20 protein-coding genes are annotated in these 19,205 nt (G+C 64.7%); 8 read left to right on the top strand and 12 right to left on the bottom strand.

Annotated elements, in window-relative coordinates; all coding sequences use genetic code 11:
• Position 1 precedes the first annotated feature (1 nt).
• Entirely contained in the window at positions 2 to 2,452 is a 2,451-nt protein-coding gene (locus HG718_RS02645; RefSeq protein ID WP_160589047.1) for a response regulator, read from the bottom strand.
• Positions 2,453 to 3,009: 557 nt separating this feature from the next.
• Between HG718_RS02645 and HG718_RS02650 the strand changes: the two genes are divergently transcribed.
• The gene (locus HG718_RS02650) at positions 3,010 to 3,192 is read left to right on the top strand and encodes a hypothetical protein (protein ID WP_027846596.1); all 183 of its coding nucleotides are present in this window, start codon (positions 3,010 to 3,012) and stop codon (positions 3,190 to 3,192) included.
• 179 nt (positions 3,193 to 3,371) lie between these two features.
• On the opposite strand, the gene hemF is transcribed toward HG718_RS02650, so the two are convergent.
• Complete coding sequence (gene hemF, locus HG718_RS02655; protein WP_160589046.1) at positions 3,372 to 4,280, bottom strand: oxygen-dependent coproporphyrinogen oxidase; 909 nt, start codon at positions 4,278 to 4,280, stop codon at positions 3,372 to 3,374.
• Positions 4,281 to 4,286: 6 nt separating this feature from the next.
• Complete coding sequence (locus HG718_RS02660; RefSeq protein ID WP_160589045.1) at positions 4,287 to 4,823, bottom strand: tRNA (cytidine(34)-2'-O)-methyltransferase; 537 nt, start codon at positions 4,821 to 4,823, stop codon at positions 4,287 to 4,289.
• A 324-nt stretch (positions 4,824 to 5,147) separates the two neighbouring features.
• On the opposite strand from HG718_RS02660, the gene petA reads away from it, so the two are divergent.
• The 7 genes from petA to HG718_RS02695 all read left to right on the top strand — a co-directional run bounded on the left by petA (position 5,148) and on the right by HG718_RS02695 (position 10,982).
• Positions 5,148 to 5,726, top strand: a complete 579-nt coding sequence (gene petA / locus HG718_RS02665) for a ubiquinol-cytochrome c reductase iron-sulfur subunit (protein WP_027846145.1) — start codon at positions 5,148 to 5,150, stop codon at positions 5,724 to 5,726.
• Positions 5,727 to 5,759: 33 nt separating this feature from the next.
• Positions 5,760 to 7,067, top strand: a complete 1,308-nt coding sequence (locus tag HG718_RS02670; RefSeq protein ID WP_027846144.1) for a cytochrome b — start codon at positions 5,760 to 5,762, stop codon at positions 7,065 to 7,067.
• Between the two features lie 18 nt (positions 7,068 to 7,085).
• Complete coding sequence (locus HG718_RS02675) at positions 7,086 to 7,898, top strand: cytochrome c1 (RefSeq protein ID WP_160589085.1); 813 nt, start codon at positions 7,086 to 7,088, stop codon at positions 7,896 to 7,898.
• A gap of 128 nt (positions 7,899 to 8,026) precedes the next feature.
• Positions 8,027 to 8,905 carry an S-methyl-5'-thioadenosine phosphorylase gene (locus tag HG718_RS02680; protein WP_160589084.1) on the top strand — a complete coding sequence of 293 codons (879 nt, stop codon included), beginning with the start codon at positions 8,027 to 8,029 and terminating at the stop codon, positions 8,903 to 8,905.
• A 30-nt stretch (positions 8,906 to 8,935) separates the two neighbouring features.
• Entirely contained in the window at positions 8,936 to 9,463 is a 528-nt protein-coding gene (locus tag HG718_RS02685; RefSeq protein ID WP_027846141.1) for an adenine phosphoribosyltransferase, read from the top strand.
• A 23-nt stretch (positions 9,464 to 9,486) separates the two neighbouring features.
• Complete coding sequence (gene mtnA / locus HG718_RS02690) at positions 9,487 to 10,578, top strand: S-methyl-5-thioribose-1-phosphate isomerase (RefSeq protein WP_160589019.1); 1,092 nt, start codon at positions 9,487 to 9,489, stop codon at positions 10,576 to 10,578.
• A complete protein-coding gene (locus tag HG718_RS02695) occupies positions 10,575 to 10,982 on the top strand; it encodes an HIT family protein (protein WP_160589018.1) in 408 nt (135 codons plus the stop codon). The genes mtnA and HG718_RS02695 overlap by 4 nt, the downstream gene beginning before the upstream one ends.
• A gap of 423 nt (positions 10,983 to 11,405) precedes the next feature.
• On the opposite strand, the gene HG718_RS02700 is transcribed toward HG718_RS02695, so the two are convergent.
• The 9 genes from HG718_RS02700 to HG718_RS02740 form a co-directional block, all read right to left on the bottom strand.
• Positions 11,406 to 12,113 carry a dienelactone hydrolase family protein gene (locus tag HG718_RS02700; RefSeq protein WP_160589017.1) on the bottom strand — a complete coding sequence of 236 codons (708 nt, stop codon included), beginning with the start codon at positions 12,111 to 12,113 and terminating at the stop codon, positions 11,406 to 11,408.
• Between the two features lie 64 nt (positions 12,114 to 12,177).
• On the bottom strand, positions 12,178 to 12,654 hold the full coding sequence (locus HG718_RS02705) for a MaoC family dehydratase (protein ID WP_027844723.1): 477 nt from the start codon (positions 12,652 to 12,654) through the stop codon (positions 12,178 to 12,180).
• A 5-nt stretch (positions 12,655 to 12,659) separates the two neighbouring features.
• Positions 12,660 to 13,133: a MaoC family dehydratase gene (locus HG718_RS02710; RefSeq protein ID WP_027844724.1), complete on the bottom strand. Its 474-nt coding sequence runs from the start codon at positions 13,131 to 13,133 to the stop codon at positions 12,660 to 12,662.
• Positions 13,134 to 13,187: 54 nt separating this feature from the next.
• Complete coding sequence (ychF, locus tag HG718_RS02715) at positions 13,188 to 14,285, bottom strand: redox-regulated ATPase YchF (RefSeq protein ID WP_160589016.1); 1,098 nt, start codon at positions 14,283 to 14,285, stop codon at positions 13,188 to 13,190.
• On the bottom strand, positions 14,285 to 14,941 hold the full coding sequence (gene pth, locus HG718_RS02720; protein ID WP_160589015.1) for an aminoacyl-tRNA hydrolase: 657 nt from the start codon (positions 14,939 to 14,941) through the stop codon (positions 14,285 to 14,287). Before pth ends, ychF begins: the two co-directional genes overlap by 1 nt.
• Before the next feature lie 167 nt (positions 14,942 to 15,108).
• A complete protein-coding gene (locus HG718_RS02725) occupies positions 15,109 to 15,759 on the bottom strand; it encodes a 50S ribosomal protein L25/general stress protein Ctc (protein WP_027844726.1) in 651 nt (216 codons plus the stop codon).
• 185 nt (positions 15,760 to 15,944) lie between these two features.
• Positions 15,945 to 17,003 (bottom strand): mechanosensitive ion channel family protein, encoded by a 1,059-nt coding sequence (locus tag HG718_RS02730; RefSeq protein WP_160589014.1) that lies wholly within the window; start codon positions 17,001 to 17,003, stop codon positions 15,945 to 15,947.
• 90 nt (positions 17,004 to 17,093) lie between these two features.
• On the bottom strand, positions 17,094 to 18,026 hold the full coding sequence (locus tag HG718_RS02735; RefSeq protein ID WP_027844727.1) for a ribose-phosphate pyrophosphokinase: 933 nt from the start codon (positions 18,024 to 18,026) through the stop codon (positions 17,094 to 17,096).
• A 113-nt stretch (positions 18,027 to 18,139) separates the two neighbouring features.
• On the bottom strand, positions 18,140 to 19,156 hold the full coding sequence (locus tag HG718_RS02740; protein WP_027844728.1) for a hypothetical protein: 1,017 nt from the start codon (positions 19,154 to 19,156) through the stop codon (positions 18,140 to 18,142).
• Positions 19,157 to 19,205: the final 49 nt, after the last annotated feature.

Consider the following 19,205-nt stretch of genomic DNA (forward strand, 5'->3'; position numbering starts at 1 on the left):
GCTATTCGGCGGCGGCCGTCTTTGTATCCGTGCCTTCGAGGGCTGTGTTCACAGCGGCCTGCAGGCCGGTGATGGTCAGCGGCTTGGCGAGGTAGTCGTCCATGCCGGCATCAAGGCAGCGCTGGCGGTCGCCGGGCATGGCGTGGGCCGTGGTGCCGATGATGGGCGTGCGGGGCAGGCTCTTGCGCTGCTCGATGGCACGGATGGCGCCGGTGGCTTCGTAGCCGTTCATCAGCGGCATCGAGATATCCATCAGCATCACGCGCGGGCTCAGTTCCTCGAACATCCTGACGGCTTCCTCGCCGTTCTCTGCCGTGGCAAGGGTGAGGTTCATGTCGCCGAGCATGTGGCGGGCGAGCATGCCGTTGACGGCGTTGTCTTCCACCACCAGCACATCCACCTGCGTGCCGGCGCTTGCAGCTTCCGGCGCGGCGGTACCAGCGGGCCGGGCGGCGGCGCGGTCGGGTGTGGGTGTGTCTGATGCGGTGGGAGACAGAGTGGCGGGGGGCGGTGCGGCGGCGGTGTCCGCCGAGGCCGAAGACAGCACATCCATGATCTTGTCGAGCAGGTCAGACGCCCCAGCGGGCTTGGCCATGAAGCCGTTGAGCCCGAGATCAGTGGTGCAGCGGGCCAGCGAGCTGCTTTCGAGAATGGAGGTCAGCAGGATCACGGGCAGATCCGCGTAGTCAGGCGAGCTGCGCAAATCGCGCAGCACATCTTCGCCGTCCTTGCCCGGCATGTGGTGATCCAGCAGGACAAGGCTGAAGGGGCGGCCCAGGGCGGCAGCGCGTTCAGCCTTCCGCACCGCTTCCGCGCCGCTGGGCACCAGCGTGGTCTCGAAGCCCCAGGAGGCCATCAGCTCGTCAAGGATGAAGCGGTTGGTGGCGTTGTCGTCGACGATGAGCACCGGCAGGCCGCGGATTGTCACCGGCGGCTGGGGCGGCAGGTCTTCGTCGGCGGCCCTGGCCAGCGGCACCATGAACCAGAAGGTGGAGCCCGCGCCGGGCGTGGAGACAAGACCGATGCGGCCGCCCATCTGGTGGACGAGGCCCCGGCTGATGGCGAGGCCCAGCCCGGTGCCTTCGTGGTGGCGGGTGGTTGAGGAATCCACCTGCGAGAAGCGATCGAAGATCCGTGCCTGGTCGCTCAGCGGAATGCCCGGGCCGGTGTCGCGCACGCTGACCCAGATATTGGCCGTGCCGGTATCCTCCGCGGCGCCGGTGGTCGCGTCCTGCATGGCGGTGAGTTCTTCAGCCGGGAGGATGGCGGGCGGGGTGGTTGAAATCTCGATGATGACCTCGCCGCGTTCGGTGAACTTGACGGCATTGCCCACGAGGTTGGCCACGATCTGGCGCAGCCTGTCCGCATCGCCCACCACCCGGCGCGGTGTGCCGGGAGCGACGCGGATGGCAAGCTCGATGCCCTTGGTGGCGGCGGCCTCGGTGACCATGCGGGCGGGTTCCTGGGCGATCCGCTTGAGCTTGAACGGCTCTTCGACCAGCGGTACCTGACCGGCCTCGATCTTCGAGAAATCCAGAATGTCGTTGATGATGTCGAGCAGCGCCCGCGACGATGACTGGATGATGTCGATGAAGGTGCGCTGGCGGGGGTCAAGGTCGGTGCCGGCCATGAGGTCGGCGGTGCCGATGACGCCGTTCATCGGCGTCCGGATTTCGTGGCTCATGGTGGCGAGGAACTCTGACTTTGCCTTTTCCGCCGCCAGGGCTTCATCGCGCGCCTGCTTCAAGTCGGCATTCGTCGCGCGCAGATGCAGGACCATGATCACGAGAATGGCGCCGGGGATGGCCAGCGCCGCCAGCAGCAGCAGGATCGACATGATCTGGAAATGCAGGAAGTCGCTGAAGACAGCCGCCGAATCCGCTGTCTGGTCCACATAGACCTCGGCCACGCCGATGATCCGGCCGTTGCGCAGGATCGGCACGTAGCTTTCCACATACACATCCGGCCGGTCCGCCTTGGCGGTACCGTCCTCATAGGCGGTGTAGGGGCTCCCGCTCTGGATGACCTGGTTGGCCTTCGGGTTGTGCTGGCCGAGGGACTGGGTCTCCGGCGGCAGGTCGATGGCGTCCGACACCAGCATGAGATTGCCGCTCGCGTCGAACAGCTTGAAGCGGAACAGGTCCGGGAAGGCAGTGAGACGGTCAACGACCTTGCGCTGCTTATCCGAGACGGGTTTACCCGCCAGCACTTCTTCGATGCCCGGAAGATTGCCGGACAGATAAGTCGCCCAGCTCAAGGAGAGGCGTTCGGCGTTGCGGACTGCAATGGTTTCAGCGTGCCGCTGGATCTCGAAATACTCGATGACCGCAACGATGACGAGGCCGGCCAGCGCAGCCACAATCATAAGGAGAATGCCGGGGCGGGTACCGGGCAGGCCGGTTTTCAGGGTCCGTGCGGCGTTCAGCTCGTTTCGGGTGCTCGTCTCGGCCATCGCATCCGGGTCCATGCTGAGTCAAAGTTGTATAATTCGAAGTAGAATGAACTGATTAAGGTTTCGCTACTTCAGGCCCGTCGGGCGCGGCACCGGCCTGCTGGTGGCCGCGCCCGCCGGACCAGTTCAGGGGCGGGGGACAGGGCAGCACCTCGATTGGGCAAAGAAGCGCGCGGGCTGTTTTTTAGGCGAACAGATCAAATTGTGGGCGCTCAACTTTTGAGCAATTCATCAATGCTTGCCCAATGTATGAACATGACCAGGTTTGGCGCAAATAAAGCCGATGAATACTGAATTTTTCGGTTGCCAACGTGGTTAATGCTGGCAACATCACTCGTGCGGATTTCAGGAGTTCAGCTTGTGAGCCGCCGCATCGGGCATGCGTCAAAAGCTCAAGCCGGCGGAGGGCCTGTTTGGGCCCGTCCGGCCGATTTGCAGCAACCGGGACGAGGTGTCTGGTGTCCGCCAGGCGGCAAATGTCTCCGCCGGTCCCTCGCAGGCGGGGCCACACCTCATGGCTGACGCGCCATGACGTCCCTCGATGATGGAGTGACCAAATGTCTGAGAAAGAAATCTATCGCGGCACGGAAGTGAAGAAGGGCAACAAGGACGTTGATGCCCACCACGAATACAAGGAGGGCGAGAAGGTGAATTACCGCGGCTCCTCCTACAAGGCCCATCACGAAGATCCCAAGCACGGCCACGACATGAAGTATCGCGGCACCGACTACAAGGACTGAGGCCGCCTTGCCGGCCACGCGTGATGCTGCCGGGGTGTGGTCCCCGCACCTGCCTCCTGCACCCCTTCGGATGCGCATGTGCGCCACCCCTGGACCGGGCCCCGGCACATAAAAGAGGGGACGGCTCTTGCTGAGCCGTCCCCTTTGTCTTTTGTCCTCTGTCCGCGTGCTGGCAGCGCTTACGGCCACTTCACCTCGGGCGGCATGGAGGAGAGGATCGAATCCACATTGCCGCCGGTCTTGAGGCCGAAGGTGGTGCCGCGGTCATAGAGCAGGTTGAACTCCACATAGCGGCCACGGCGGACGAGCTGTTCGTCGCGCTCTTCTTCCGTCCACGGATCATTCATCCGCTTGCGGACGAGCCCGGGATAGATGTCGCGGAAGGCGCGGCCCACATCCTGGGTGAAGGCGAAGTCCGCGTCCCAGTCGCCGGTGTTGTGGCGGTCATAGAAGATGCCGCCGATGCCGCGCGGCTCGTTGCGGTGGGGCAGGAAGAAATATTCGTCGCACCACTGCTTGAAGCGGTCGTGATAATCGGCGCCATGCGGGTCGCAGGCAGCCTTCATGGCAGCGTGGAATTCGACGGAATCCTCAAAGTCCTGGGTGCGGTAGCGGTTGAGCACCGGCGTCAGGTCGGCGCCGCCGCCGAACCAGCCCTTGGTTGTGACCACGTGGCGGGTGTTCATGTGCACGGCGGGCACGTGGGGGTTCCACATATGGGCGATCAGGGAAATGCCCGAGGCCCAGAAACGCGGGTCTTCCTCGGCGCCGGGGATCTGCTGGCGGAACTCCTCGGAGAACTCTCCATAGACGGTGGAGATGTGAACGCCGACCTTTTCAAAGACGCGGCCCTTCATGATCGACATTTCGCCGCCGCCCTTGTCCTCGCCTGCCTCGCCGCGCTGCCACGGCGTGCACTCGAAGCGTCCGGCGGGCTTGTCGGCATTGGTGCCGGTGAGCTCGTCCTCCAGCTTCTCGAAGCTTGCGCAGATCTCGTCGCGCAGCTGGCGGAACCAGGCGGCTGCCCGGGCCTTGTGGTCTTCGCTGACATAGTCGGCCGGGGCCGGGGAGAGGGCTGCATCACTCACGGGGGGTTACTCCACTTCTTCGATTGTCTTCATGCCGGCGGGGCTGTTCAGGCCGGAGCCGGATGCGTTTGCCGGGGCAAGCGGCGGGTAGCCGCCCGTCTGGCGCAGTGCCTCGCCGAGTACCATGGCGGCTGCGACAGCAACATTGAGCGAGCGCAAACCGGGCACGTCCAGCATGGGTATTTTGACGCAGGCATCCGCCGTTGCGTGCACGTGATCGGGCACCCCGGCGCTCTCGCGGCCCAGCAGCAGGGTGTCGCCGGGGACAAAGGCATGATCCGTGTGGGCGGTCCCGGCCCGCGTGGTGAGCAGGATCAGCCGGCCGTCATGGCGCGGCGGGGCGGCGCTGAAAGCGTCCCAGGCGGGATGAACCGTGAGGTCCAGGTGATCGAGATAGTCCATGCCCGCGCGGCGGAAGCGGCGGTCGGACAGGGTAAAGCCGCAGGGCTCGATGATCTCCACCGGAACGCCCATGCAGGCGGCCAGCCGCATGATGGTGCCGGCATTTTGAGGGATATCGGGCTCATAGAGCGCAAGGCGCATCGGGTGACTCGCGGAATACTGCCGATTTCAGGCGGCCGGGAAACCGTGCCCGGGCCGGGTGCCGGGGCGCTTTTTCCTGACTTATCAGTGGCTTGGCGGAAAAAACTTGCGGCATCGTGACACATAACCGGCCGGGGGTGGACAATTTAGCTTTCGCGGTGGCAAAAGAACGACGCGACGCGCCTGCTTTTTCTACGAAGCGCATGAGTTGAGTCCCGGCACTCGGTTATTCGCCGCGTCGTATTCGTTGCTGGCATCTATCGCCGTGCCTGTCCATTGGGGGAGGGGTGCGGCCTACGACTATTAGTCCGGAGGACATTTCCGTTGGCAGACGCGACTCCAGCCCAGACCGCAGGTGGCGAAGAGCCCACCCGCCGCGATTTTCTGTATGTGGCCACCGGCGCTTTCGCGGCCGTGGGCGGCGCCTTCGCCGTCTGGCCGCTGATCGACCAGATGAACCCCGACGCCTCGACCCGGGCACTTGCCTCCATCGAGGTGGACATCAGCAATATTGCTGAAGGCCAGGTGGTGACGGTCATGTGGCGCGGCAAGCCGATTTTCATCCGTCACCGGACCCCGGCCGAGATCGAGGAAGCCAAGTCGGTTTCCATGGACGAGCTGCCGGACCCGTTCGCGCGTAACGCCAATGTGCCGGACGATGCAGGGGCCGAAGACATCAACCGTGCCGCCTCCGACACCGAGAAGTGGCTCGTGCTGGTCGGCGTGTGCACGCATCTGGGCTGTGTGCCGCTGTCCAACCAGGGTGACTTCGGCGGCTGGTTCTGCCCGTGCCACGGCTCGCATTACGACGTGGCCGGCCGTATCCGCCGTGGCCCGGCACCGGAGAACCTCCCGGTCCCGCCGCTCGCCTTCCTGACCGATACGCGTATCCGCATCGGCTGATCCCGCTTAGCACGCAAATAGACGAGGCATTTCATGGCTCACGAATCGACATATCAGCCGTCCAACGGCTTTGCGCGCTGGATGGATGAGCGACTGCCGCTCATGCGGGTTGCGCACGACACCGCCATCAACTTCCCGACCCCGAAGAACCTGAACTACTGGTACACCTTCGGCGGCATCCTCACCTTCTGCCTCGCTGTGCAGATCGTGACCGGCATCATTCTCGCCATGCATTACACCGCGCATGTCGACATGGCATTCGCCAGCGTCGAGAAGATCATGCGTGACGTGAACTATGGCTGGCTGCTGCGCTATGTGCATGCCAACGGCGCGTCGATGTTCTTCCTCGCCGTTTACCTGCACATCTTCCGTGGCCTCTATTACGGCTCCTACAAGGCACCGCGCGAGGTTCTCTGGATCCTCGGCGTCATCATCTACCTGCTGATGATGGGCACTGCCTTCCTCGGCTACCTGCTGCCGTGGGGCCAGATGAGCCTGTGGGGCGCTAACGTCATCACCAGCCTGTTCGGCGCCATCCCGCTTGTGGGTGAGGGCCTGCAGACCTGGCTCGTCGGCGGCTTCGCCATCGACAATGCGACGCTCAACCGCTTCTTCTCGCTGCACTACCTGCTGCCCTTCATGATCGCGGGCGTGGTGTTCCTTCACATCTGGGCGCTGCACGTGCCGGGCAACAACAACCCGACCGGCGTTGAAGTGAAGGACGCGCAGGACACGGTGCCGTTCCACCCGTACTACACGATGAAGGACGCCTTCGCGCTGACCATCTTCGCGATCCTGTTCGCCTACTTCGTGTTCTACGACCCGAACGTGCTTGGCCACGCGGTGAACTACGTGGAAGCCAATCCGCTGGTGACCCCGGCGCATATCGTTCCGGAATGGTACCTGCTGCCGTTCTACGCGATCCTGCGTGCCATCACCTTCAACATCGGCCCGATCGACGCGAAGCTCGGTGGCGTGATTGCCATGTTCGGCTCCATCGCCATCCTGTTCTTCCTGCCGTGGCTCGACACCTCCAAGGTGAAGTCGGCCCGGTACCGTCCGATCTACAAGCAGTTCTTCTGGATCTTCGTCCTCGTGTGCCTCGGCCTCGGCTGGCTCGGTGCGCAGCCGGCGGAAGGCGGCTACGTGCTCGCGGCCCAGATCCTCACTGCTTACTACTTCGCGCATTTCATCATCATCCTGCCCGTGCTCGGGCTGGTTGAGACCCCGCGCGAGGTGCCGACGAGCATTTCCGACGCTGTCCTGGCTGAGAGCAAGGCCCATTCGGGTGGCGGTTCCGCCCCCGCCGGTGCCGCTGCCGCGCCTGACCGCAACGCCTAATTGATGGAAGGGACGCAGATGCGCCGTACTTCATTTTCGAAGCCTTCATCCACCCTGCGCCGGACGGCCTTTGCCCTTGTGGGCGCTGCCGCCCTGGCACTCGGCGGGGCCAGCGCTGCGGTCGCAGCGGGTGATAGTGTTGCTCCCAAGGACGTGTCCTGGAGCTGGGAAGGGCCGTTCGGCACCTTCGACCGGGCTGCCCTGCAGCGCGGCTTCCAGGTCTACAAGGAAGTCTGTGCCGCCTGTCACAGCCTGAAATACGTCAAGTACCGCAACCTCGGCGATGCGGGCGGCCCCGGCTTCTCCGAGGCCGAGGTCAAGGCGATTGCGGCGGGCTACCAGATCACCGACGGCCCGAATGACGAGGGCGACATGTTCGAGCGTCCCGGCCTGCCGAAGGATGCCTTCAAGTCGCCGTTCGAGAACGAGCAGCTGGCCAAGCTGGCCAATGGCGGCGCACTGCCGCCGGACCTGTCGCTGATGACCAAGGCGCGTGACGGGGGTGCCGACTATCTCTATTCCCTGCTGACGGGCTACGAAGACGCCCCGGCCGGTTTCGAGGTGGGGCCGGGTCTGAACTACAACGTCTATTTCCCGGGTCATCAGATCGCCATGGCACAGCCGATCTACGAGGACTCCGTGTCCTATGCGGATGGCACGCCGGCCACGGTCGAGCAGATGTCCAAGGACGTGACGGCCTTCCTGCACTGGGCAGCCGAGCCGAAGCTCGAAGCCCGCAAGCAGACGGGCTTCATGGTGATGACCTTCCTGGTCATCCTGGCGGGCCTGCTCTACTTCACCCAGCGCAAGATCTGGTCTGACCAGCACTAAGGTCAGCATCATTCGACACGCAGTTCCGTATCGGGATTGAATTTAAAAGGCCGTCCGCTAAAACCGGACGGCCTTTTTGCTGAGACAGCACATGTGGCGGGGCGGGGGCCCTGCCGGGGAGAGATTGCATGGAAACCGTTCTGGGGATCATCGGCGGCTCGGGGGTCTATGACCATCCGGGGCTGAAGAATGCCGCGTGGACCGCGTTCGACAGCCCGTGGGGCACACCGTCCGACGCGCTCAATATCGGTGAGCTGGAAGGGCAGAAGGTGGTGTTCCTGCCGCGCCACGGGCGCGGGCACCGGCTGTCGCCGTCGGGTATCAATTACCGCGCCAATATCGACATCATGAAGCGGGCCGGGGTGACGGACATCATCTCGATTTCCGCCTGCGGATCATTCCGCGAGGATCTGCCGCCGGGCGCCTTCGTGCTAGTGGACCAGTTCATCGACCGGACCTTTGCCCGCGAGAAGAGCTTCTTCGGCAACGGGCTGGTGGCCCATGTCTCCATGGCGCACCCGGTGGCTTCGCGCCTGCAGGACCATGCGGAAGAGGCGGCGAAGGCTGCGGGCATCAAGGTAGTGTCACGCGGCGGCACCTATCTGTGCATGGAGGGGCCACAATTCTCGTCCCTCGCCGAGAGCAACCTGTACCGCCAGTGGGGGTGTGACGTGATCGGCATGACCAACATGCCGGAGGCCAAGCTGGCGCGGGAAGCCGAGATTCCCTATGCGACGGTGGCCATGGTGACGGATTTCGACTGCTGGCACCCGGAGCATGACAATGTGGAGGTCACCGACATCCTCGAGGTGATGCACGGCAATGCCGCCAACGCAGTGGAGCTGGTGACGCATCTGGCGCGCAACTTCCCGCGGGAGCGCGGCGCGTGCTCGTCGGGTGCCGACACGACGCTGGACACGGCGCTGATCACGGCCCCCGAGGCGCGCGACCCCGCGCTTATCGCCAAGCTCGACGCGGTGGCGGGCCGCGTGCTTTCCTCTTCCTGATTTCACATTTCAGATTTCGAGACCGATCCCATGGATATCAAAGACCTCATCCGGACCATTCCCGATTATCCCAAGCCGGGCATCATGTTCCGGGATGTGACGACGCTCTTGAACGATGCGCGCGGTTTCCGCTGCACGATCGATGATCTGGTGCAGCTGCATGTGGTGAACCAGGTGGACGTGGTGGCGGGCATCGAGGCGCGCGGCTTCATCCTGGGCGGTGCGGTGGCGCACCAGCTGGGCAAGCCCTTCGTGCCGATCCGCAAGAAGGGCAAGCTGCCGGCGGAGACCATCGGCGTCGAATACGCGCTCGAATACGGCACCGACATGGTGGAGATGCATATCGACGCGGTAACGCCCGGCCAGCGCGTGCTGGTGGTGGATGATCTGATTGCCACCGGCGGTACCGCCGAGGCGGCGATCAAGCTGATCCGCCAGGCCGAGGGCGAGGTGATTGCGGCGAGCTTCGTTATCGACCTGCCGGATCTCGGCGGCCGCAAGCGCATCGAGGCGCTGGGCGTGGAAGTGCAGACCCTGTGTGAATTTGAAGGCGAATAAGCCTCCGGCTGAAAGGCGTTCCCATGCAGATCAACGGCACCGCCTACCGCACCATCTGGCCCGGTGAGGACGGGGCCTCGGTCGAGATCATCGACCAGACCCTTTTGCCCCATGTCTTCGAGGCGGCCGTGCTGCGCACGCTTGATGATGCGGCGCGGGCGATCGTCACCATGCAGGTGCGCGGTGCCCCGCTGATCGGGGCGACGGCAGCCTATGGGCTGTGGCTGGCGCTGCTGGCAGATCCGTCCGACGAGGCGCTGGACAGGGCCGCAGAGGTGCTGCTGGCGACACGGCCGACAGCCGTCAACCTGCGCTGGGCGATCAACGACATGCTTGCCCGGCTGCGGCCCGCGGCGCCGGATACGCGGGTGGCCATGGCGAAGGCGCGGGCCGGGGAGATCTGCGACGAGGATGTGGAAACCTGCCGGTCCATCGGCAGTCACGGGCTTGCGCTGATCGAGAAGATTGCCGCTGGCAAACAGGGCGGGCCGGTCAATATCCTGACCCATTGCAATGCGGGCTGGCTGGCGACGGTGGACTGGGGCACGGCGCTTGCCCCTATCTACATGGCCTTCAACAAGGGCATCGACGTGCATGTGTGGGTGGATGAGACGCGGCCGCGCAACCAGGGTGCTGCGCTGACGGCCTATGAGCTGGGCGCGCATGGCGTGCCGCACCGGATCATCGTCGACAATGCGGGCGGGCATCTGATGCAGCGCGGGCAGGTGGATATGTGCATCGTCGGCACGGACCGCACCACGGCGTCAGGCGATGTGGCCAACAAGATCGGCACCTATCTCAAGGCGCTGGCAGCGCATGACAATGACGTGCCGTTCTATGTGGCCCTGCCGGGCACGACCATCGACTGGACCCTGCATGATGGCCGCGACATCCCCATCGAGGAGCGCGGCGCCGAGGAAGTGACGCGCATGGCGGGCCGAGACGGCAGGGGCGGGGTGGTGCATGTGGATATAGCCGCCCCCGGGTCGCCTGCGGGCAACCCGGCCTTTGACGTCACGCCCGCGCGGCTGGTGACGGGGCTGATCACCGAGCGCGGCGTGTGCGCCGCAAGCGCTGAGGGGCTCTCGGGGCTTTATCCGGAGCAGGGGCGATGAGCGATCCGTTCCGGCTCGACCCGCGGCTGGCGGATGAAGGGGTGCTGATTGCCTCCCTGCCGCTGTGCGACCTGCTCCTGCGCGATGACGCGCGCACCCTGTGGCTGATCCTGGTGCCGCGGGTGGCCCATGCGGTGGAGCTGCATGATCTCGGCCCGCATCAGCAGCAGCAATTGATGGCGGAGATGGTTGGTGCCTCGCGCGCGGTGGCGCAGGTGGCACAGCCCACCAAGGTGAATACCGGTGCGCTGGGCAACATCGTCCGTCAGCTGCACATTCACGTGGTGGCGCGCCACGAGGGCGACTTCGCATGGCCCGGCCCCGTATGGGGCATCGGCGAGCGTGAGCCGATGACGGCGGAGCGCAAGGCGGACCTGATCGGACAGCTGAAGCCGCTGCTCTAGGGCGGGGGTGACGGGCAGAGTTTTCGACCCCTCACCCTCCCACGTGCTGACGCACGCGGGCCCCTCCCTCTCCCGCAAGGGGAGAGGGGTTTTGGGGAAGGCCGTTGCTCTGATGGGTCCAGCGGTTCTCCAAAGCAATCCGTCCCTCCGATCCCGCTCACCCTCCGGCTTGACCGGAGGGTCTCTGTCCCCGTGCCTGAGCAGGTGTTTCTTCCCTGTCGCCGGAGCCAGTCACCTCTCCCCTTGCGGGAGAGGTCGGTGCGTGAGCACCGGGTGAGGGGTACAGCGGCGGCTTGTTAAACGGTCTTGGTGTTGCGTGACGGGCAAAGTTTTTGACCCCTCACCCTCCCACGTGCTGACGCACGCGGGCCCCTCTCTCTCCCGCGAGGGGAGAGGGGTATTTGGGGGACAGCAGATGTGTTTTTACAAATCCGCCATCTCGAACAGTTCGAGCGTGCGTTCGCGGGCCTGGGCGGTGGCGTCTTCGTCGTAATTCTTGCGGCGGTCGGAGTTGAAGCCGTGGTCGGCGTCATAGACATAGACGCGGACTTCCGGGTGCTCGGCCTCGATCTCGCGGACCCAGTCCATGGGGATGGTCTGATCCTGCTCGCCGAAATGCAGGATCGTCTCGCATTTGGGCTCTTCGCCGATGAAGTCGATGACGTGGCGGCCGTAATAGCCGGCGGCGGATGTCAGCCCCTTGCAGCGGCAGGCCGCCAGCCAGGCGACCGAGCCGCCATAGCAATAGCCGGTGATATGGACGCGCAGATTGTTCCGGGTGTGGAGGAAATCGATCGCCGCCTGAATGTCGCCCTTTGTGTGGGTGAAGCCTGCGGCGTCACGCAGCTTCATGGCGCGGGCGATATCTTCATCGGAGTAGGAAGCCTCGAAGCCCGGCTCCTCGCGATCATAGAGAGAGGGGGCGACGACCTCGTAGCCGTCGGCGGCAAAGCCGTCGCACAGATCGCGGATATGGTCGGTGACGCCGAAGATTTCCTGCACCAGCACCAGGCCGCCCTTGCGGTCGATACTGGGGGGCGGGGTTGCATGATAGGCGGCGAGTTCCGCCCCGTCGCTGCGGCTCTTGAGGGTAATCGTCCGGCCCTTGCGGCCGTTCTGCGTCTGCGCCATCCGTCGGTGCTCCGGTTCCCTTCCGTGTGTCACGTCGGCGATCCGGCAGCATCGGATAGAGAGGCTAGAGGTCCTCACCCGGATCGCGGCGGGGCATCAGGCCCTGCCCGATGAAATGGAACACCATTTTACCGTCCTGATTAAAGCCCTCATTGCGATGGCGCACGATGCCCCATTCGGGGCGCGACTTGAGGGGGACGAGTTCCACGCATTCAGCGGAATAGGTGATGGTGTCGCCTGCGCGGACGGGATTGGGCCAGCGCATGTCGAAAAAGCCGGGGGAGGGGCCGCCCTGCGGGCTGTCGTCTTCAGCCGGGCGCGGGGTGGACTGGCGCAGGGCGATCATCAGTTTCATCCAGGTGGCGCTGGTATGCCATCCGGAGGCGATGAGACCGCCATAGGGGCCGTTCTTGGCGGCTTCGGGGTCTACGTGGAAGGGCTGGGGATCATATTTCCTGGCGAAACGGATGATCTCTTCTTCCGTGAAGGTGTAGGAGCCAAGCTCCATCTTCGAGCCGATCTTGAAATCTTCAAACCACATGGAACCTAGGCCTCCGCAGCTTCTTTTGTGCGGCACTCGAACATGGCCCAGCCTTCCATGGTCATCTTGAGTTCGCCGTTCTGGTTGTACATCTCCCACATGAAGCGGACGAGGCCCATGCCCGGGCGCGACTTGGAGCGGCGGCTTTCGAGCGTCTTGCGCGTCATGGAGAGCACGTCGCCCGCATAGACCGGCTTGCGCCAGCGCACTTCTTCCACGCCGGGGGCGCCCATGGAGGCGGATTTGTGCAGATAGCCGTCCCACATGATGCGCATGGCGATGGCGCAGTTCTGCCAGCCGGAGGTGGCGAGGCCGCCGAGCAGGGACGTCTTGGCGATCTCTTCGTTGAGATGGAAAGGCTGCGGATCGAACTCGCTGGCGAAGTCGATCATCTCTTCCTTCTGAACGAGGTAGGAGCCGAATGTGACTTCCTCCCCAACCGGGAAATCCTCCCAGTAAAGCTCCGGTGTGGTTGTCATCTTTTTGCTTATCCCGACTCTCTGCTGAGTTGGCCTGCTGAAACGGCGCTCTGACTAATTGGCGAACCTGAAATGAAGCACGTCGCCGTCCTGGACAATGTAGTCCTTGCCCTCAAGACGCATCTTGCCTGCTTCACGGGCCTGAGTCTCGCCGCCGAGGGATACGTAATCTTCGTATCCTATCGTCTCGGCACGGATAAAGCCCTTCTCGAAATCGGTGTGGATCACGCCGGCGGCCTGGGGCGCGCGGGTGCCGGCGCGGATCGTCCAGGCGCGGGCCTCCTTGGGCCCGGCGGTGAAATAGGTGCACAGGCCCAGAAGCCCGTAGCCGGAGCGGATGAGGCGGTTGAGGCCGGGCTCTTCCAGCTCCAGGGATTCAAGATATTCGGCCGCTTCCTCGTCATCGAGCTGGGCCAGTTCGGCCTCGATCTTGGCGGAGATGACGACGAAGGCCGCCCCTTCCGCTTCGGCGCGGGCGGCAACGGCCTTGGAGAAGTCGTTGCCGGTGGCGGCTGAGGCCTCGTCCACGTTGCAGACGTACAGAACCGGCTTGGAGGTGAGCAGCTGGAGCTTCTTCCACTCCTGCTCTTCGTCCTCGGAGATGTCGGCGAGGCGGGCGGGCTTGCCGTCGCGCAGCAGCACCAGCGCCTTTTCCATCAGCGCCACCTGCGCCTTGGCTTCCTTCTCGCCGGACTTGGCTTTCTTTTCGAGGGGGGCGATGCGGCGCTCAAGGCTGTCGAGATCGGCCAGCATCAGTTCGGTTTCCACCACGTCGGCATCGGCTGTGGGGTCGATGCGGCCTTCCACATGGGTGATGTCGTCATCCTCGAAGCAGCGCAGCACATAGGCGATGGCGTCCACTTCGCGGATATTGGCGAGGAACTGGTTGCCGAGGCCTTCGCCCTGGCTTGCGCCCTTCACCAGACCGGCAATGTCCACGAAAGTGAGGCGGGCGGGGATCACTTCCTTGGAGGTGGCAATGTCCGCCAGCTTGAACAGGCGCGGCTCGGGGACCGCGACCTCACCCACATTCGGCTCGATGGTGCAGAAGGGGTAGTTGGCCGCCTGGGCTGCCGCCGTCTTGGTCAACGCATTGAACAGCGTCGACTTGCCCACATTGGGAAGCCCCACAATGCCGCACTTGAACCCCATCAGGTATCGTCTCCGGATTTGCTGCCAGGCACTGCCGCGGCAGCCTTGGTGTCAGTCTTTTTCTTCGCGGGCTTTTCGGCAAAGCCCTGCTCACGCATGTCGAGCGCTACCCTGTTCATGAACTCGGAATCGCGCGCCTGCACAAGGTCCGGAAGTGCATTGCTGACCGCGCGGATCAGCGCGTCTACCCAGGGAAGCTCCGCTTTGGCGAAGTCATGCAGCACATAGCCGGGCACGCGGTTCTTGTCGCCGGGGTGGCCGACGCCGAGACGGACGCGTATGAAGTCCTTGCCATAGTGCGCTGCAATAGAGCGGATGCCGTTGTGTCCTGCGGCGCCGCCGCCGGCCTTCACGCGGATCTTCGCAGGTGCGAGATCAATCTCGTCATAGATGACGTACACCTCGTTGGGGCCGAGCTTGTAGAAATTGGCGGCTTCGGAAACGGCAACGCCGCTTTCATTCATGAAGGTTGCCGGCTTGAGCAGCAGGATTTTTTCGCTGCCGATGCGCCCCTCGGCGACCTCGCCATGGAAGCGGGCGCGCCACGGGCCGAAGCCGTGCGCGCGGGCGATCTCGTCCACGGCCATGAAGCCGATATTGTGTCGGTGGTTCTGGTATTTCGGCCCGGGATTGCCGAGCCCGGCAATGAGGATCATCGGGGCCTGTCCTCTTCAGGGTGCGGGTCTTTGGCCGGTCTTGAGCCGGTCTTGCGTCAGTCCGGAGCGCGCTGTCGGCGTCCGCTGCCTGAAACCGGCGGGGCGGGCGGGCATCTGATAGGGGCAGATGCCCGCCCGGCCGTGTCGCTGGTGCGGGGAGGGGAGGATTACTCCTCGCCGCCTTCCTCCGCTGCGGCTTCCTCGCCGCTGTCCTCGCCTTCGGCGTCGCCTTCGTCATCCGCAACCGCGATGGTCGGGGCGGCGATGGTGGCGATGGTGAAGTCGCGGTCGGTGATGGTCGGCTTGGCACCGGCGGGCAGGTCCACATGGGAAATGTGGATCGAGTCGCCGATTTCCTTGCCGGTGAGGTCGATCACCAGTTCTTCCGGAATGTCGGAAGCGGGAACCTTCAGCTCGACTTCGTGACGCACCACGTTGAGCACGCCCTTCTTCTTGTCGATGCCGGGGCTCTGGTCTTCATTGATGAAGTGGACCGGGATCATCACGTTGATCCGCGAGCCCTTGCCGAGGCGCAGGAAGTCCACGTGGATCACCCAGTCACGCACAGGGTCAAGCTGCACGTCGCGGGCGATAACGCGGGTCTTTTCGCCTTCCACGTCCAGCTCCAGGAGCGTGGACATGAAGTTGCCCGTGTTCCAGAGCTTGGTAACTTCGCGCTTCTCGACCTTGATCAGGGTCGGTTCTTTCTTGTCGCCGTAAATGACCGCAGGAACCTTGTCCTCACGCCGTGTTGCCCGTGCGGCCCCCTTGCCGGCACGGTCGCGGCGCTCAGCGGTCAACGCCATGGTCTGTGCCATTGGTCGTCTCCATTGAATGAGCGTCAAAACAAAAGGACGGCGTCTGGGCCCGAACGATGCGGGACCCGCCGTCCTTTCCATCCACCTTCTCCCCTCCAGGGGTGCGGAAAAGGCTTTGGTGGCGGGGTTTTAGGGGAAAATGACCGGCAGGGCAAGCGGGGGATGCGTTCGCGCGACGGCTGGTCTCACTGGGCGGAGGATGGCGGCCGCGCAGCGGCTTTTTGCCTGTTTTCCAGCGTGTCGTCCGGTGGATCGGCCACGGTTACGGTTTCCATGGTGGCTTTCCAGCGCGGTTTGGGCTTGTCGGTGTCGCGGGGGGCAGGCCAGCCTTCGCGCTGGGCGTCACGGTCACCATCGGTTTCTTCGGTCTGGTCATGGAACAGCATGACATTGGTCTCGTAAGGCATATCGATGCCTGCCTCGTCCAGCGCATGCTTGACTGCCGTCACCACCTGGCCGCGCACCTGCACCACGTCCGCGCGGCGGCTGTCGGTCCACCAGCGGGCGCGGATGGTGACCCAGCTTGCGGCCAGATCCCACACCAGCGCCTCCGGGGCGGGGTCGGTCTTGATCTCCGGGATGGTCCTGAGGGCTTCAAGCACCACATCACGGGCCTGCTCGACGCCGTCGCCATAGCCGATGCCGATATCGTACTGGCTGCGGCGCAGGTCATGGGCTGTCTTTACCAGGACCGCGCTTGTGTAAATGTCGCTGTTGGGAATGACAGCCCGCAGGCCGTCATAGGTCCTGATGAGGGTCGACCGGGTGAGGATGCGCTCGACCGTGCCCTCATAGCCGTTGACGACGATCTGGTCGTTTATCTCGAAGGGCTGGCGCAACAGGATCAGCATGCCGGCAAGCCAGTTTTGCAGGATATCCTTGAAGGCAAAGCCGATGGCGACGGAGCCGATGCCGAGGCCCGCGATCAAATCGCCGGGGTTGAGTGTCGGCATGACGATAGTCGCGGCCACCAGCACGCCGACCACGATGATTGTCCACCGGGCCAGGCCGCCGAGCATCATGCCCAGATCGCGGCGGCCACGCTTGTTGGCACGGCGGATGATGACGCTGCGGATGGCGCCGGACGTGAAGAACGCGCCGATGATGAGCACAATGGCGACGAGGAGATTGGGCGCAATGAAGATCAGCCCGTCGACCCAGCCATCCACCTTTTCCACCATGGAGGCGGGGTTGAGGTCGATGCGGCCGGGGAGGTCGGACGCTGGGTCTGTCGGCTGAAACATGAAAGCGCCCGCGCAGGTTCTGACGTAACCGTCAAAACAGGTGAGGCGAGGGCTTTGTTCCCTGCGGGGACAGAAATCAGGCGCTGCTGCCTAGTCGAACAGGCTCGAGACCGAGCGTTCCTCGGCGATGCGGTGCATGGCTTCGCCGATCAGCGGGGCGATGGAGACCACGCGGATATTGTGGGCCACGCGCACGGCTTCGGTCGCCTGGATGGTGTCGGTGATGACCAGGTTCTTGAGCTTGGACGACGACACGCGGGCAACGGCGCCGCCGGACAGGACGCCGTGGGTCACATAGGCGGACACTTCCGTGGCGCCCTTGTCGAGCAGGGCCTGGGCGGCGTTGCACAGGGTGCCGGCGCTGTCGACGATGTCGTCGACCAGGATGCAGGAGCGGCCGTCCACGTCACCGATGATGTTCATCACTTCGCTTTCGCCGGCGCGCTCGCGGCGCTTGTCGACGATGGCGAGGTCCGCGTCGATGCGCTTGGCGATGGCGCGGGCGCGCACCACGCCGCCCACATCGGGGGAGACGACCATCAGCGGTTTGCCGTTGAGGTTGTCCTGGATGTCCTTGGTGAGGACGGGGGCGGCAAAGAGGTTATCGGTCGGGATATCGAAGAAGCCCTGGATCTGCCCGGCGTGCAGGTCAACCGTCAGCACCCGGTCAGCCCCGGCATGGGTCACCAGATTGGCGACGAGCTTGGCGGAGATGGGCGTGCGGGGCCCGGGTTTCCGGTCCTGGCGGGCATAGCCGAAATAGGGGATCACCGCGGTGATGCGCCGGGCGCTGGCGCGCTTCAGTGCATCGATGCAGATCAGCAGCTCCATCAGGTGGTCGTTGGCCGGATAGGAGGTCGACTGGATGACGAAGGCATCCTCGCCGCGCACATTCTCCTGGATCTCGACGAAGACCTCCATGTCGGCAAAGCGGCGGACAACGGCCTTGGTGAGCGGCACGTTGAGATAGGCGGCGATGGCTTCGCTCAGCGCCCGGTTGGAGTTGCCGGCAAGAAGCTTCATTCGGATCCCGTATCCCGCGCTTTTGTCGCGGGCCCCTTCAGGCGAGCGATGGAGTGCTATGAGGCCAACAGGCCGTGACAGTTACGTGACGGCCTGTCAGCGCGCGCGTTGTATCAATTCGTATCCGGCGATGTAAACCCGCGAAGCTCCTTTAGGGCAGCGGCTGTTGCCCTTGTGTCGCGGCCGCTGGTGTCGTGGGTGGGGCTGACCAGCGCATAGACGGCGCGCACGGCGTCGGCGGCGGCCTCCGGCCCTGCGGCAGCCCAGCCGGTTTCAAGCTCGCCGGGGCCGAACAGGCGCTCCTGCATGACGGAGCCGACGGGCGCGCCACCGGAGCGGGTGATGTCCCATTGCAGGGTCACCATGTCACCACCGGCGGAGGACGGGCGCACCACCATGGAGCCGGTCACCAGCAGTACACCGGGCTCGGGCGCGGCCACGAGGTTGGCACCCTTGTCGAGGAAGGCGCGGCGCAGGGCGGGGGCCAGCACGGCGGGGGCGGATCGCGGTTCCCCGGCAACGCTGCGCAGATGCAGGGTGACGGGGGCTGTCAGTTCAACCGGCGCGGGCGGGGTGGGTGTGGCAGCTGCGGCGTCCGGCAGGGCGGCGGTGGTAATGGGGGACGCGCCGGTGAGGGCGGCCTGCTGCGCATAGAAGCCTGCCAGCTCGTTGGCGACGGCGGAAGCGACCTGGGTCAGCGAGGCTTCCCCGGCAGCGCTCCAGGCCACGTCCGGCGAGCGGGTGGGGACGAGCTGCGTATCGATAAAGCGGTGGCGGCGGATGCCGTCGGCGTCGGTTAGGTCCCAGGCGAAGGCAAGCACGGTGCCCTGGTCCGTCTGCCGGGCCGACGCCGTGCCCTCGAGCACATAGTCGAAGCCCGCAGCCCGGTTGTCCGTCGCCATGGGCACGCCGCGGGAGGCGGCGGCATTGGTGATGCGGTCCGTCAGCCGGGCGGAGGCATCGATCGGCACACCGATGATGGGGGCCACGGCAAGGCCGGGGCGGGCGATCTCCAGCGCCGTCGTGTCCACCGGGTTCTCCGCCTCATCGCTCCAGCTGTCCCAGCTGCCGCAACTGGCGGTGGCCAGCAGCAGCGCGGTAGCGGTGAGAAGGGACCGGAGCGGGGTCATCGGGCGGCGGGGTCCTGCGTCAGGGTCTGGGTTGCGGCATGCACCAGGG

Origin of the sequence: Pyruvatibacter mobilis, from assembly GCF_012848855.1 — a bacterium.
Lineage (GTDB): Bacteria > Pseudomonadota > Alphaproteobacteria > CGMCC-115125 > CGMCC-115125 > Pyruvatibacter > Pyruvatibacter mobilis.

Bases quoted from the DNA above. Each gene is read 5' to 3' on its own strand.
- HG718_RS02645 (WP_160589047.1), bottom strand. From the start codon at position 2,452: ATGGCCGAGACGAGCACCCGAAACGAGCTGAACGCCGCACGGACCCTG.
- ychF (WP_160589016.1), bottom strand. From the start codon at position 14,285: ATGGGGTTCAAGTGCGGCATTGTGGGGCTTCCCAATGTGGGCAAGTCG.
- HG718_RS02730 (WP_160589014.1), bottom strand. From the start codon at position 17,003: ATGTTTCAGCCGACAGACCCAGCGTCCGACCTCCCCGGCCGCATCGAC.
- HG718_RS02700 (WP_160589017.1), bottom strand. From the start codon at position 12,113: ATGGCGCAGACGCAGAACGGCCGCAAGGGCCGGACGATTACCCTCAAG.
- HG718_RS02705 (WP_027844723.1), bottom strand. From the start codon at position 12,654: ATGTGGTTTGAAGATTTCAAGATCGGCTCGAAGATGGAGCTTGGCTCC.
- HG718_RS02650 (WP_027846596.1), top strand. From the start codon at position 3,010: ATGTCTGAGAAAGAAATCTATCGCGGCACGGAAGTGAAGAAGGGCAAC.
- HG718_RS02670 (WP_027846144.1), top strand. From the start codon at position 5,760: ATGGCTCACGAATCGACATATCAGCCGTCCAACGGCTTTGCGCGCTGG.
- HG718_RS02695 (WP_160589018.1), top strand. From the start codon at position 10,575: ATGAGCGATCCGTTCCGGCTCGACCCGCGGCTGGCGGATGAAGGGGTG.
- HG718_RS02735 (WP_027844727.1), bottom strand. From the start codon at position 18,026: ATGAAGCTTCTTGCCGGCAACTCCAACCGGGCGCTGAGCGAAGCCATC.
- HG718_RS02685 (WP_027846141.1), top strand. From the start codon at position 8,936: ATGGATATCAAAGACCTCATCCGGACCATTCCCGATTATCCCAAGCCG.
- mtnA (WP_160589019.1), top strand. From the start codon at position 9,487: ATGCAGATCAACGGCACCGCCTACCGCACCATCTGGCCCGGTGAGGAC.
- HG718_RS02660 (WP_160589045.1), bottom strand. From the start codon at position 4,823: ATGCGCCTTGCGCTCTATGAGCCCGATATCCCTCAAAATGCCGGCACC.
- HG718_RS02740 (WP_027844728.1), bottom strand. From the start codon at position 19,156: ATGACCCCGCTCCGGTCCCTTCTCACCGCTACCGCGCTGCTGCTGGCC.
- HG718_RS02725 (WP_027844726.1), bottom strand. From the start codon at position 15,759: ATGGCACAGACCATGGCGTTGACCGCTGAGCGCCGCGACCGTGCCGGC.
- HG718_RS02680 (WP_160589084.1), top strand. From the start codon at position 8,027: ATGGAAACCGTTCTGGGGATCATCGGCGGCTCGGGGGTCTATGACCAT.
- pth (WP_160589015.1), bottom strand. From the start codon at position 14,941: ATGATCCTCATTGCCGGGCTCGGCAATCCCGGGCCGAAATACCAGAAC.
- HG718_RS02710 (WP_027844724.1), bottom strand. From the start codon at position 13,133: ATGACAACCACACCGGAGCTTTACTGGGAGGATTTCCCGGTTGGGGAG.
- HG718_RS02675 (WP_160589085.1), top strand. From the start codon at position 7,086: ATGCGCCGTACTTCATTTTCGAAGCCTTCATCCACCCTGCGCCGGACG.